General features: G+C 66.2%; 11 protein-coding genes. 3 read left to right on the top strand and 8 right to left on the bottom strand.

Annotated features, from left to right (window positions below; genetic code table 11):
- Positions 1-10: 10 nt before the first annotated feature.
- The 7 genes from LVY72_RS05655 to LVY72_RS05625 all read right to left on the bottom strand — a co-directional run bounded on the left by LVY72_RS05655 (position 11) and on the right by LVY72_RS05625 (position 6,758).
- Entirely contained in the window at positions 11-1,561 is a 1,551-nt protein-coding gene (locus tag LVY72_RS05655) for an aldehyde dehydrogenase family protein (RefSeq protein ID WP_237818566.1), read from the bottom strand.
- A 53-nt stretch (positions 1,562-1,614) separates the two neighbouring features.
- Positions 1,615-2,037: a cupin domain-containing protein gene (locus LVY72_RS05650; protein ID WP_237818565.1), complete on the bottom strand. Its 423-nt coding sequence runs from the start codon at positions 2,035-2,037 to the stop codon at positions 1,615-1,617.
- On the bottom strand, positions 2,037-2,795 hold the full coding sequence (locus LVY72_RS05645) for a ribonuclease activity regulator RraA (protein ID WP_237818562.1): 759 nt from the start codon (positions 2,793-2,795) through the stop codon (positions 2,037-2,039). Before LVY72_RS05645 ends, LVY72_RS05650 begins: the two co-directional genes overlap by 1 nt.
- On the bottom strand, positions 2,792-3,727 hold the full coding sequence (locus LVY72_RS05640) for a VOC family protein (RefSeq protein WP_237818560.1): 936 nt from the start codon (positions 3,725-3,727) through the stop codon (positions 2,792-2,794). The genes LVY72_RS05645 and LVY72_RS05640 overlap by 4 nt, the downstream gene beginning before the upstream one ends.
- 30 nt (positions 3,728-3,757) lie before the next feature.
- On the bottom strand, positions 3,758-5,323 hold the full coding sequence (locus LVY72_RS05635) for a 4-hydroxyphenylacetate 3-hydroxylase N-terminal domain-containing protein (protein ID WP_237818557.1): 1,566 nt from the start codon (positions 5,321-5,323) through the stop codon (positions 3,758-3,760).
- Between the two features lie 358 nt (positions 5,324-5,681).
- On the bottom strand, positions 5,682-6,587 hold the full coding sequence (locus tag LVY72_RS05630) for a LysR family transcriptional regulator (RefSeq protein WP_237818555.1): 906 nt from the start codon (positions 6,585-6,587) through the stop codon (positions 5,682-5,684).
- Between the two features lie 18 nt (positions 6,588-6,605).
- A complete protein-coding gene (locus LVY72_RS05625; RefSeq protein ID WP_237818553.1) occupies positions 6,606-6,758 on the bottom strand; it encodes a hypothetical protein in 153 nt (50 codons plus the stop codon).
- 360 nt (positions 6,759-7,118) lie between these two features.
- Here LVY72_RS05625 and solA point away from each other — a divergent pair, with 360 nt between their 5' ends.
- The 3 genes from solA (at position 7,119) to LVY72_RS05610 (ending at position 11,172) form a co-directional block, all read left to right on the top strand.
- On the top strand, positions 7,119-8,291 hold the full coding sequence (gene solA, locus LVY72_RS05620) for an N-methyl-L-tryptophan oxidase (RefSeq protein WP_237818551.1): 1,173 nt from the start codon (positions 7,119-7,121) through the stop codon (positions 8,289-8,291).
- Between the two features lie 112 nt (positions 8,292-8,403).
- A complete protein-coding gene (locus LVY72_RS05615; protein ID WP_237818549.1) occupies positions 8,404-9,630 on the top strand; it encodes a M20 family metallopeptidase in 1,227 nt (408 codons plus the stop codon).
- Positions 9,631-9,642: 12 nt separating this feature from the next.
- Positions 9,643-11,172 (top strand): MFS transporter, encoded by a 1,530-nt coding sequence (locus LVY72_RS05610; RefSeq protein ID WP_237818547.1) that lies wholly within the window; start codon positions 9,643-9,645, stop codon positions 11,170-11,172.
- 17 nt (positions 11,173-11,189) lie between these two features.
- Here the strand turns inward: LVY72_RS05610 and LVY72_RS24575 are convergent, their stop codons facing one another.
- Entirely contained in the window at positions 11,190-12,878 is a 1,689-nt protein-coding gene (locus LVY72_RS24575; RefSeq protein ID WP_237818545.1) for a plasmid pRiA4b ORF-3 family protein, read from the bottom strand.
- Between the last annotated feature and the right edge of the window lie 457 nt (positions 12,879-13,335).

The following is a 13,335-nucleotide window of genomic DNA, read 5'->3' as shown; positions in this document are numbered from 1 at the left end:
GGTTGTCTCCTTAGAGGTTGATCCGGTTGTCCCAGGCGCTCTTGCCGCCCCAGTTCACGCACACGCTCTGGCGGCGCATGAAGCCCTTCCAGGCATCGGAACCGGCCGTGCGTCCGCCGCCGGTCTCCTTCTCTCCGCCGAACGCGGAGCCGACGTCGGCGCCGGTGGTGCCCATGTTGATGCGCACAATGCCGCAGTCGCTGCCGCGGGCGGAGAGGAAGGTCTCGATGTTGGTCAGGTTGGTGCTGTGCATGCCCGAGGCCAGGCCCTGGGCGACGCCGTTGTGGATCTCGATGGCCTCGTCGAGGGTCTCGTAGGTCAGCACGGAGACGATCGGTGCGAAGGTCTCCTCCTGGGCGATCTCGAAGTGCGGCTGGACCCCGGTCACGATGGTCGGTTCCACGTACAGGCCCGGGCGGTCCAGGACGTTGCCGCCGTAGGCGACGGTGGCGCCGTCGCGCTGCGCGCCGGCGAGGATGTTCTTGTAGTCCTCGACAGCGGGAGCGTCGATCAGCGGGCCGACGACGGTGTCCGGGTCGCGCGGATCGCCGATGGTGATCTGGTCGAAGGACTTCTTCATCAGCTCGACCAACTCGTCGGCGATGCTCGAGTGGGCGATTACGCGGCGGGTGCTGGTGCAGCGCTGGCCGGTGGTGCCGACGACGCCGAAGGTGAGGGCCTTGGCCGCGAGCTCAAGGTCGGCAGTCTCGTCCACGATGCAGCCGTTGTTGCCGGAGCACTCCAGCTGGTAGCGGCGGCCGAGCGTGGAGCCGACGATGTTGGCGACCTTCTTGCCCACGGAAGTGGAACCGGTGAAGGAGACCATCGCGATGCGGGTGTCGGTGACCAGCTTCTCGGCGACGTCGTTCTGGGCGGGGATGAAGAGCGAGAACACGCCTTCGCAGCCCATTTCCTTGGCCGCCCGGTTGACCAGGGTTTGGATGGCGATGGCGGTCAGCGGGACCTTCGGGCTGGGCTTCCAGACCACCGTGTTGCCGGCGATCGCGGACAGGAAGCCGTTCTGCGCCCAGACGGCGGCCGGGAAGTTGTAGGCGCTGATGATGCCGACAACGCCCAGCGGCAGCCACTGATCGTACATACGGTGCTCGGGACGCTGGGACTGCTGGGTGAAGCCGTACATCATCCGCGCCTGGCCGGCGGCCAGCGTGGCCATGTCGATGCATTCGCGCAGCTCGCCCTTGGCCTCCATGGTCGACTTGCCGGTGTCCAGGCAGTCGATCGCGGCCAAGGCGTCGAGGTTTTCCTCGATCAACTGGCCGATGCGGCGCACGAACTCGCCGCGGCGCGGTGCCGGCACCATGCGCCACTTCTTCTGCGTGTCGACGGATGCGGTGAGGATCTTCTCGAAGTCGCCGGCGTCCGAGGCCGCGACGCGGCCGACGATCTCGCCGTCGGCCGGGTACTGCGCTTCGATGACCGGGCGCCCCTCGACGGCGCCCCAGCCGAAGGAGTCCGAGTAGGTGCCGGAGTGCACCTTATCCAGCCCGAAGGCGGCCAGCGCTTCTTCGGTGTCGAACAGGGCTTGTGTGGTGGTAAGCAAAGTCTCTTCCATTCGTTTCGTCAGGTCGGTGGCAACGAGGCCGGGCTGCCGCTTCAGTCCTTGGCGAGGAACCCGCCGATGGTCTCGTCGGTGTGGTACTCGGGCTTCTCGTAGTAGTGCGGACCGTCGTAGATCTCGATCAGCAGGCTGCGCTCATGGGCCACGGTGGGTCCGTGCGGGTGGTCCTTCGGATTCATGTAGAAGGAGCCCGGCTTCAGCCGCAGGCCCGAGTCCGTATACTCGTAGTCGCCTTCGAGGCAGTACATGAACTGGTTGGACGCATGCGTGTGCTTGGTCGGGATGGTCCCGCCCTTCTCGTAGTCCAGCAGCGCGATGCTGGCCCCGGTCTCCGGGTTCTTGAACAGGAAGTACTGCCGGAACCCGTAGTCGGGGTAGTCGATCCACTCCTCCTCCTTCAGGTCCCCCTGGTGGATGAGGATTTCCAGCGACTTGAGCAGTTCGGGGTTGACGTTCACTATGACTCCACTTCCGGGCGGCCCGCGGCCACCCATTCGTCGTATTCGGCGCGGCTTTGGGGCGTGGCCGGGAAGAGCCCGAAGATGGACCGGCCATTCGCGATATGCCGGGCGGCGAACTCCTCGTACTCGACGGCGTCGAGCGCCTCGTCCGCCACTTCCGTGGCCAGGTGCCACGGGATGACCACGACGCCGTCGCTGTCGCCGACGATCACATCGCCCGGGTAGACAGCGACGCCGGCGCAGCCGACCGGCTCGTCCAGGGCCACCGGGTGCAGGGCGATCGGGGTGGCCGGCGGCGCGTTGCGCACCTGGTAGCAGGGCAGGCCCGTCCCGCGGATGGCCGCCGCGTCGCGGTAGCCGCCGTCGGTCACCACGCCGCTGACGCCGCGGTACTTCAGGCGGGCGGCCATCATGTCCCCCATGGACGACGCCGCCAGCGAACCACCGGCGTCGATCACCAGGACGGAACCGGCCGGGCACTCCTCGATCGCGCGGCGGTGCTTGTTGTCCCCGCGGCCGTAATTGGCCATCGAGTCCAGGTCCTCGCGCGCCGGGATGAACCGGAGCGTGTAGGCCGGTCCCACCAACTGCGGCTGGTCCGCGGACAGCGGAGCCACACCCAGCATCATGACGTTCCGGAAGCCGCGCTTGAGCAGGACGTTGGCAACGTTGGCCGAGCCGACCTTCAGCAGCTTCTCCCGGACCGCCGGATCCAGCCCGGTGGCGGCCAGCGGCTCTGTGATGGCGGCGCTCACTGGAAGAACTCCAGCGGCGGCCGGTTGCCCCACTGCGTGGTTTCGCTGGCAGTGCCGTTGAACTTGCCGGGCTGGTGGCTGGCGTCCACGACGTCGCCGTCGGTGTAGTGCTCGATCCGGAAGCCGAACGGGTCCTTCCAGTAGTCGAACACCTGGCTGCCCAGCAGGTGCCGGCCCACGCCTACATCCGGCGTATAGCCTTCCTGGAGCAGGAAGTCGTGGGACGACATCACCGCATCCAGGTCGGTGACCTCGTAGGCAGCGTGGTGCACGCCCACCCAGTCCGACTGCAGGACCAGCATGAAATGGTGGTCGACCAGTTGCTCGCCCAGATCCAGTCGGAGGAAGGTACCGACAATCGGGCCCTCCTCGCCCGGGGGCAGGAAGTAGTCGGAGTCCAGGAAGTTGAAGCGCGCTTTCAACCACGCCAGCGTCGCATCGTGATCACTGACATGCAGCACGAAGTGCCCCAGGCGGGCGATCGTGCAGGGGGCAACGCCCTGGCGGACCGTGCCGTTGACGCGGTTCTTGTCCCTGATGTTATTGAAAGCGAACGGCTCGCGATCCTTGAGGGGCTCGGGCTTCTCCCGGCCCCAGATCGCCTTGATCTCGATGCCGTCGGGGGTGTGCATGACGACCTCCAAGCCGCCGCCCGGCTCAACGGCCTCACGAACAGGCGACGATCCGGGCATCGCGGCCAGCTCGTCGAGATCCTTCCGGGCGGCGACCTCGATGGACGCACCGATGAAGCGCTGCTTGGCTGCCTTGCGGGTCGTGTGGATGTGGTGCTGGGTGCCGGTTCCCCGCATGTACAGGGTGTTCTCGTCGCTGCCTTCCACCTTGGTCATGCCGAAGGCGGTCAGGAATTTCTCCATGAGCTCGAGGTCCGGTGCTTCGTAGGTGACCTGGGCGGCGTCGATTGCTGTAGCCATGAGTCCTCCTGTGGCTGGATCGAAAGTGAGTTAGGACTTCAGAACGCTGACGTCTTCCGGGCCCACCAGGTCCGGAACGGTCCAGCCGTCCAGGTTGTATTCGTCCATCGCGCTCTGCGCGAAGCCCTTGCAGTAGTCCAGGACGCCGTTGCCCATCGCGCCGAACAGGTTGGTCTGGCGGGTGACGTCGTTGCTGCCGATGTAGTTGATCTCGTACAGCTCGTGGCGGGAGCCGAACTCGGTGCCGATCGCGTCCCAGAGCATCTTCATGACCTTGACGCGTTCTTCGGCGTCGATGCCGCCGGTACCGCGGACGTAGGTGTCCAGGTAGCCGCGGATCTCGGAGGCCTTGAAGTCATTCACGTGCGAGTTCAGGTAGATCAGGCCCGAGGCCACCACCTGCTCGATGATGTTCTTGATCTTGGGCATGGCCAGCTGGTTCATCACCCGGTAGGCGCCGGCGAACTGCGGATCGGGCTGGATCATCCCGTTCTTCCACGGGACCTCGCTCTTGGCCATGGCGTCGGAGAGCGCCCAGAAGGTGTTGCGCCAGGCGATGACCTCGCCGAGCTGGGACTTGACGCCGTGGAACTCGCGGGCGCCGGTGACCTCGAGGGCGCGGGTCAGCATGCCGACGAGGAAGTCCATCTTGACCGCGAAGCGGGTGCAGCCGTGCAGCGAGGCGCGCTCGAGGTAGCCGGAGTGGATGTTGTACCGGTTCGCCTGCTCCAGGTCGTTGTGGATAAAAACGTTCTCCCAGGGGACGAACACGTTGTCCATGACCAGGATCGCGTCATTCTCGTCCAGCCGACTGGAGAGCGGGTAGTCGAACGGGCTGCCCAGCACGGCCGCGCGGTACTCGTTCGAGGTGCGGCAGATCAGCTTGATGCCCGGGGCATTGGTGGGGGTGATGAAGACCGGCGAGAACGCCGGGTCCTGGACTGCCACCTGGCCGACGTGGCCGACGAAGGTGTAGTGGGTCAGGGCCGAGCCGGTGGCCACCACCTTGGCGCCGGTGACGTAAATGCCCTCATCGGTTTCCTTGGTGACCCGGACGAAGACGTCCTTGCCGGCATTTTCGCCCATGCCGCGGTCCACCGGCGGGTTCATGATGGCATGGTTGACGTACCAGGTCTTTTCCTGAGCCTTGCGGTACCAGTTGCGCGCGTTGTCCTCGAAACCGCGGTAGAACTCGGCGTTGGCGCCCAGCGTGCCCAGGAAGCAGCCCTTGTAGTCGGGCGAACGGCCCATCCAGCCCCAGGCGATCTTCTGCCACTCGGCGATGGCGTCGCGCTGGGCCAACTGTTCCTCGGCCGAGCCGGGGGCGCGGTAGAAGCGGTGGGTGAAGCCGCCCCACTCGGTGGGGATGGTCAGGATGTCCTTGCGCGCCGGATCGTGGAGCGCGTCGTACATGCGGGCGATCATCCGGGCCGAGTTCCGGAAGGCCGGGTGCTCGGTGATGTTTTCCACCCGCTCCCCGTAGATCCACACCTCGCGGCCGTCGTTGAGGCTGTCGAGGTATTCCTGGCCGGTGAAGGGGATGTAGTCCTTGTTCGCCACGGTGTCTTCTGACCGCTCCGCGCTCATCACGCTCATTGCTGGAGATCCTTTCTTCGCTGCCGGCGTCGTGCTGGCTCCGGCTGCCGATGACATTTACACAGGGGTGTGACCCAGGCAACTGGTCGACAGGGCAAGAGGGATCTCACATCGGTCCGGGCGGGCCGGGACCATAAATTGAAGCCCACCCAGAGGCTTCACGGAAGGGCGAAAAAGACAGGCTGGCTAGGCGTTATATCCGAAATCGGGCGGCCTTCCACACCCTCAGATATGACCCGTTTTATGTGATGTATATCACAATTAAAAGCGTCCACTATTTGAGATTTGGTTTGACGTCTTTCAGGCTTTGCTATATTCGCCGAGATTAAAGGGGGAAAAGTTTTCTATATGGCTCTGGTCACATTTCCTGCGCCTGGCGGCGCGCTCCGACCTTCCGGGTGACGTCCAGCCACCGTTGCATTACCGGGGTGATTTCGGCTCCCCGCCGCCAGAGCAGCGTCGCCTGCATCGGTTCCAGCCATTGGGGCGCATCCACGAGCGCCACCGCTTCATACTTCTCCGCGATGCGCTGCGTTACCGGCGCGACGCCAAGGCCGGCCGCCACGAAGGGCAGGGCGGTCTGCGGCGTGGAGACTTCGAGGACCTCGAAGGATTTGTCATCGGACAGGGCCCCCTCCACCGCTTCCGGCATGCCTTGGAATGCTGCCAGCCGGTACGGCAGAATCCACCGACCCCAGCCCCGGCCGCCCGGGTGGTATTCCCGGGCCCGCCAGCGGGGAACCGCGAGCTTCACATCGATTTTCACGATGGTCTGCCATTCGCAGATATCGGACACGAAATCGGCGAACTCATCCGGCCTGAACGGGACGCAGGCCATATCCAGCTCGCCGACCCGGAGCCCGCGCAGGATGGCATCGGGGGCGGCGTCGGTCAGGCTCACGCGCACGCGCGGCGTCTGCTCGATAAACTCGGCCAGGACATCAGCGACCACCTCGTTGACCACCATCGGCTCGACGCCGATGCGCAGGTCGCCGACCACGCCCTCACCCATCATGGACAGCGTGCCCACCAGCCGGTCCCGATCGGCCACCAGCCGGCCGCCGTTGGCCAGCAGGTACAGGCCCGCATTCGTGGGATGGACGCCCTTCGCGGTCCGGTCCAGCAGCCGGACGCCCAGCTCGCGTTCCAGCTTCGCAATCGCGAGGCTCACGGGCGGCTGGGTCATGCTGAGGTTCTTCGCAGCCTGCGAGACCGATCCGGCCTCGACCACGGCTTTAAAGTACTCAAGTTGGCGGAAATCCATGTCGGCAGTCCTTCGGAGCTAATGGGTAACGATGATCTCGTCGTACTTTACGGGGACCATCGCCCCGGTTGATCTCCATGCGGCACAGCAGCCGTGGGCCTGCCCCGGAAGTACGGCGACGCACCCAGGCTCAGCCAGGACGGCGAACAGCGCCGCGAACTCGGGTCCCATGCCCCGGCTCCTCGGAGGAGGGTTTCCTATAGCAACTCCGCCGGCGAACATGACCGCCGAAATGACCTGGGCCACCCCCGGGAAGCGATGGCTGGTCACCAGCACACCGATGCCGGGGCGAACCGTCCTATCCGGATGATTCAGCGCAAGTGATCAAGAGTGTGCATCAGGTATTTGATGAGACTACTTTGCCGGACATCGACGTGATCTTCCTCGGCCCTGGCACGCTCAAGGAAGATGGAGCACCGGCACCAAAGACGGTGCACCGCCGTCGACGATGTTTCCGGTTGCTGCTGCCTAGGTTTCGGCTGGCACCCGATGCCGCGACAATGGATGGACCACATCGACCGGAGGAGTCCCATGCCCCGCGGCTATTCGCACATTGTCATCGGCGCCGGAGCCATCGGCTCGGCCGCCGCGTACTGGCTGGCCGCCCGGGGTGCCGAGCGCGTGCTGATGCTGGAGCAATACGACCTGGTCAACACCCTCGGCTCGTCCGGGGACCACTCGCGGATCATCCGGCATGCGTACCACAGCACCGCCTACACGAAGCTGACGCGTGCCATGTTCGAGGTGTGGAAGCAGGTCGAGTCCGAGTCCGGGCTGAAGCTGGTGACCACCACCGGCGGGCTGGACCTGGCCACCCCGGGCAAGGGTGCGGCCGAGCTGGCCGGCTACCAGGCGGCGATGGACGCCGTCGGCATCCCCTACGAGAGGCTGACCGCGGAGCAGATCCGCGAGGCGTGGCCGCAGTGGCGGATCGACGACGACGTAACCGGCATGTTCCAGGCCGAGGGCGGCCTGCTGGACATCCGCAAGTCGGTCTCGGCCCATACTTCGCTGGCGCTGGCCCGCGGCGTCGATTTCCTGCCGCGCACCAAGGTGGAGTCGGTGTCGCTCGGCGAGGGCACCGTGGAAGTCGCGACGTCGGCCGGCCGTTTCACCGCCGACCATTTGGTTGTCGCCGCGGCCTCCTGGCTGGGCGAGCTGATGCTGGACCTGGGTCTGGACTTCAACTTGACGCTGTCCCAGGAGCAGGTCAGCTATTTCGCCTCGCGCCGGCTGGCCGAGTTCACCCCGGAGAAGTTCCCGATCTGGATCTACCACGATACCGAGGTGCTCTACGGCTTCCCGGTGTATGGAGAGGCCGGCGTGAAGCTGGCCCGGGACATGCGCGGGCGGTTCATCGCCAGCGAGGACCGGGTGTTCGACGGCGACGAGACCGAGGCGGCGGTCCTGCGAGGCTTCCTGGAGCGGCACCTGCCGGGGGCCGCCGGGCCCGCGCTGGCGAACAAGACCTGTGTCTACGACATGGCCGCGGACCGCGAGTTCGTGCTGGACACCCTGCCGGAGCACCCGAATGTGGCGGTGTTCAACGGGGCCGGGCATGCGGGCAAGTTCGCCAGCCTGATCGGGCAGATCCTCGCGGACCTGATGCTGACGGGCAGCACGGAGCACGACATTGAGCCGTTCAGCCTACTGCGTCCTGCGATCACGGATCCGGACTTCGTCCCGGTGTTCCGGCTGGGCTGACGGCCAAAACGTAGACGCCGCGCGGCCGGAAGCCTACCGTGGGACTAGACCGTGCCTCCGGAAGCCGCGCGCACCGTGCCTTCCGCGTGCGACGCAGCTGGAAGGCCTGACTATGGCGAATGCGAAGAGCGTCCTTGGCAGCCTGGACCAGGAACTGGTCTGGCAGCGCGAACTGTACAAGGACCTACACCGGCATCCCGAACTGAGCCTGCAGGAGGAGCGCACCGCCGGGCGCATCGAACAGGAGCTGTCCGGCTTCGGCTACAACGTGCAGCGCATCGGCGGCACCGGCGTCGTCGGCGTGCTGGCCAACGGGCCCGGCAGCACTGTGCTGGCGCGGGCGGATACCGATGCCCTGCCGGTCACGGAGGCCACCGGACTCGACTATGCCTCCACGGTGGAGGGCGTCATGCATGCCTGCGGCCACGACATGCACATCGTCTCCCTGCTGGGTGCCGCGAAGCTGATGGCCGGCGGCCGGGACGCCTGGTCCGGCACCTACGTGGCGCTGTTCCAGCCGGCCGAAGAGACGGCGGCCGGCTCCCGGGCGATGGTCGACGACGGGCTGGCGGACAAGGTGCCGCGCCCGGACGTGGCCTTCGCCCAGCACGTCATGCCGAAGGAAGCCGGCATGATCGGCACCACGGCGGGGCCCGTGCTCTCCGCGGGGGATTCGCTCAAGATCACCGTTTTCGGCCGCGGCGCCCACGGCTCGATGCCGCACCTTGCGGTGGACCCGGTGGTGCTGGCCGCCTCGATCGTGCTGCGGCTGCAGACGATCGTCTCGCGCGAGACCCAGCCGGGTGAATTCGCCGTCGTCACCGTCGGCGCCTCCAACGCCGGGACGAAGTCGAACATCATCCCGGACCGGGCGGAACTGCTGCTGAACCTGCGCACCTACGACGAGGCGCTGCGGAAACGGATCATGGCGTCCATCGAGCGGATCGTGAAGGGCGAATGTGCGGCCGCTGGTTCGCCCCGGGAACCCGAGTTCGAGTACTACGACCAGTTCCCGCTCACCAGCAACGACGCGGACACCACGCAGCGGGTCACGGCGGCGTTCACGGAGCATTTCGGGGCGGATGCAGTGTTCCACGCGGACCCGGTCACCGCCTCGGAGGACTTCAGCCGGATCCCGGCGGCCTTCGGAGTCCCGTACACCTACTGGATCGTGGGGTCGGTCCCGCCCGAGGCCTACCGCCGCGCCGTCGAAAACGGCACCGTGTCGCAGGACATTCCGGCCAACCACTCGCCGTTCTTCGCGCCGGCCATCGACCCGACGCTTGGGACGGCCACCCAGGCACAGGTCGTGGCGGCACTGTCTTATCTCTCCAAGTAAGGAGTTGGGTCCGTGGCTACGCAGGTCCCGGCCAGCATCAAGGCCGATTGGAAACCGAACGACAAGTGGCTGCTGGGCATTGTCCTGGCCGTCATCAACTTCTGGCTCTTCGCCCAGACCTTGCTCAATGTGATCCCCGGCATCCAGGGCGAGCTCGGCGTCGAGCGGACGCTGGGCAACCTGGCCGTGTCGCTCACCTCGCTGTTCTCCGGCATCTTCATTGTTGTTGCCGGCGGCCTGGCCGACCGGATCGGCCGGGTCAAGATCATGTATGCCGGCATCTACCTGAGCATTCTGGGCTCGCTGCTGATCGCGCTCACCCCGGAGAACCTTGGCTGGGTGACCGATGCCATGCTGCTCGGCGGCCGCATCGTCCAGGGCCTGTCCGCCGCGTGCATCATGCCCTCCACCATGGCATTGGTGAAAACCTACTACGAGGGCAAGGACCGGCAGCGGGCGCTGTCGTTCTGGTCCATCGGTTCGTGGGGCGGGTCCGGTTTCTGCTCGCTGTTCGGCGGCCTGATGGCGTCCTCCTTCCTCGGCTGGCGGTCCATCTTCTGGATCTCGATCGTGCTGTCCGTGCTGGCCCTGTTCCTGCTCCGCGGCACCCCGGAGTCGCGGGCCGATGCCGATCCGCAGGCCGCGGCGCACCACTTCGACTGGGCGGGACTGATCTGCTTCATCATCATGCTGGTGGCGATCAACATCTACATCTCGCAGGGCCCGATCATCGGCTGGGTGAGCTGGACCGGGATCGTGCTGGTCGCCCTGTTCGTGGTGTTCCTGCTGGTCTTCCTGCAGATCGAAACGAGCCGCAGCGGCGCCTTCGTCGACCTGAAGCTGTTCCGCAACGGCACCTTCACCGGCGCCACGCTGTCCAATTTCATGCTCAACGGCGCCGCCGGCACCCTCATCGTGTCGCTCGGGCTGGTTCAGATCGCGGCCGGGATGAATTCGCTGCAGTCCGGGCTGCTCACCCTCGGCTATCTGATCGCCATCCTGGCCACCATCAGGGTGGGCGAGAAGCTGCTGCAACGCTTCGGCCCGAAGAAGCCGATGATCTGGGGGAGCATCATCACCGCAGTGGGCATCCTGATGTGCTCGATGACCTTCCTGCTGATCGGCCAGTACATCGTGGTCAGCTTCATCGGCTTCACGCTGTTCGGCATCGGCCTGGGCTTCTATGCCACGCCATCCACGGATGCGGCGCTGTCCAACGTGCCGCAGGCGCAGGTCGGCGCGGCGGCCGGCATTTACAAGATGGCCTCGTCGCTGGGCAACGCGATCGGCGTGGCCATCTCCGCCGCGCTCTTCGTGGCCGCCCAGGCCGTGGACCCCCAACTGATCCAGTCCTGGGGGATTTTCCTCGGCCGCCAGGACAATGTGGCGCTGCGCTTCGGCGGGGCCGTCGGCCTGCTGTTCAACGTGTTCATGGTCCTGATCGCCATCGCGTCGATCATCGTCGCTGTGCCGGCGCACCGGCCGAAAGAGGAAGAGGAGGCGAAGCCCGAAATCGTCGCTCCTCCCCCCATCGGCAACTGAGTCCGGCGATGTGCTGCTCAGCGCAGTGCATCGAGGGCGGCGTCCGTCTCCTCAACGGCGAACTTCTTCGGGTCCAGCGTTTCGCCCGGCGCTAGGCCCAGCCACTCGCGCAGTTCCTCGTGGCGCTCGTCGGCGGGGTTGTTCACGGCCTCCACTAGGTCCATCCAGCCCCACACGCCGCCGCTGTCCTCGGCCGGAGCCGCACCCCGGCCGCCGGTGCAGCGCGGCAGCGGGCCGCCGTCGGGCGCCAGGATCTTTTCCAGGGTGATGATGTGCTCCCAGTCGTCGCCGAAGTCGTAGGTGTAGGCGAGCTTGCCCCCTTCGCCGGTGAGAACTTCGCCGATCGGGACTCTGTCCTCGTTGACCGGCGGCTCGCCGAGGAGTCTCTCCTGGCCTGCCGGCCCGTATTCGGTCCCGGGCCAACCACCGGTCCGGAAACTGTGCAGGTGATAGTCCTCCCAGCCGAAGACCAGCTGGATGACCTGGTGCAGGGTCCCAAGGCGCATGTTGGAGCCGACGAGCACCCGCCGCCAGACGGGTGGTTTGGAACCTTTGAGCATGATCTTGAGCTGGAAGACCGACGACGGCGCCGCTGCCGCGCGCTGTCCGGTGCTGTCCGGGTAGGTGACATCGAGATCGAATTCGTCCTCGAAGGCCCCGGCCACGCACTGGATGACCACCGCCGGGACGCGGACGTGATCGTCCAGGACCAGCAGGCCGAGTCCGGCCAACTCTTCCAGCTGCCCGGGGAGCATCAGCGTGGCCAGCATGGCCACCGTCCGCTCCTCCTCCGGCACATTGTCGGCAAGGTGCAGGACGCGATCCAGCAGCGGCGGCTCGGGCGAGGCGGCCGCCACGATCACGCTGACCAGGACCGTAGCCGCGGCCTGGTCCCAGGCCTCGATCAGGCCACGGGCATGCACCGCCTGGCGCAGGAACCACGTAGTGACATAGCGGCATTGCTCCAGTTGCTCTGCCGGACTTCCGGCCAGAAAGCGCCGGGCTCCCTCGCCGGGAACCACCTTGGTGGAACGGACCTCGAGTATGCCGGCGGCCTCGAGCGCCGTCCACAGCGGGTAGAGCAAAGGCACCTCCCGCATCGACTGTGCCAGGATGGTGTCGCCGGCCGCGTCCAGAACCTCGGCGCTGCGCTTGCGGATCCCGCGGGCCGCCACGCCGATGCTCGCGGCGGCTGCCTCGATGTCCTTCAGCTGCAGCACACCGGTGCTGGTGACGGGCCTGCCGGCGCCGATCCAGTCCAGCAGGGCCCGAGCATGGGCGATCAGCGGCAAGGCGGCGAATCCCTGCACTTCCCGCTCATCGTCCAGCTGCGGAATTTCGATCACCGGAAGCCCGGGGCCTGCCTGCCCCAGCAGGAAAGCATGGACTTCTTCATAATCCTCGTCCGTGCCGGTCCAGCGGCCGGTCTCGTGCAGGAAGTCGATGTACAGGTGGAACATTTCGACCACCACGTCCACCATGCCAGGGTCGACGTCGTCGATCTGCTGGAACATGTCCGCCAGGAGCCCGGCCTGGAAAGCCGTGACATCCGTGGTTCCGGCCTCCTCCTGATAATCCACGGAGATGGCCTGGACCAGCCCGAGGCAGGTAAGTGCGTCCTCGGCCGGCCCGATGTCCTCCTCGAACCAGCGCACGAAGTCCGGGGTCAACGCCTCGATGGCCCGGGCAACACGGTAGTCGTTCACGGACACTGCCTGCCGATCCGCAGCCTGCCGGTCGCCACGGTGACCGGGTCCCCGCGTGCCCCGGTGCGGGCGCCCCTTGCTGCTCTTCTTTGCCACCCGTATTCCGATCGTCAGTGTGCGTGCTTGGACCAAGCTACCGGGTGCACGCGGCCGCCTTCAATGTCCAAAGTCCGGACGGCCGCGGCCCATCCAGCGCAGGCTGCTGGATACCCGGCCGGGCCGCTGCCGGACACACTCTGGGCGGAAACTAAAGTAAACACGGATGTACTGAAGTAGATGGATTCCGGCCGATGATGCAGTCCGGCGGGGACTACTGAAAAGCCAGACAGTTCCGGCAGGTTGCCAATGACGCCCGACTGCTGGCCAAAGAAGGCGAGGACGCCGTCGTCACGCTGCATGTACATGCAGGCATCGCGGCATCGGACGCCTTTAGTGCAATGACTCTGGGAGAGCATGC

Source organism: Arthrobacter hankyongi (assembly GCF_022012395.1).
In the GTDB taxonomy this organism is placed as follows: Bacteria; Actinomycetota; Actinomycetes; order Actinomycetales; family Micrococcaceae; genus Crystallibacter; species Crystallibacter hankyongi.
This window is presented reverse-complemented; position numbering and strand designations above follow the sequence as displayed.

Excerpts from the sequence above, each read along its gene's own strand:
- LVY72_RS05640 (WP_237818560.1), bottom strand. The coding sequence starts at position 3,727 with ATGGCTACAGCAATCGACGCCGCCCAGGTCACCTACGAAGCACCGGAC.
- LVY72_RS05635 (WP_237818557.1), bottom strand. The coding sequence starts at position 5,323 with ATGAGCGTGATGAGCGCGGAGCGGTCAGAAGACACCGTGGCGAACAAG.
- LVY72_RS05630 (WP_237818555.1), bottom strand. The coding sequence starts at position 6,587 with ATGGATTTCCGCCAACTTGAGTACTTTAAAGCCGTGGTCGAGGCCGGA.
- LVY72_RS05625 (WP_237818553.1), bottom strand. The coding sequence starts at position 6,758 with ATGGGACCCGAGTTCGCGGCGCTGTTCGCCGTCCTGGCTGAGCCTGGG.
- solA (WP_237818551.1), top strand. The coding sequence starts at position 7,119 with ATGCCCCGCGGCTATTCGCACATTGTCATCGGCGCCGGAGCCATCGGC.
- LVY72_RS05615 (WP_237818549.1), top strand. The coding sequence starts at position 8,404 with ATGGCGAATGCGAAGAGCGTCCTTGGCAGCCTGGACCAGGAACTGGTC.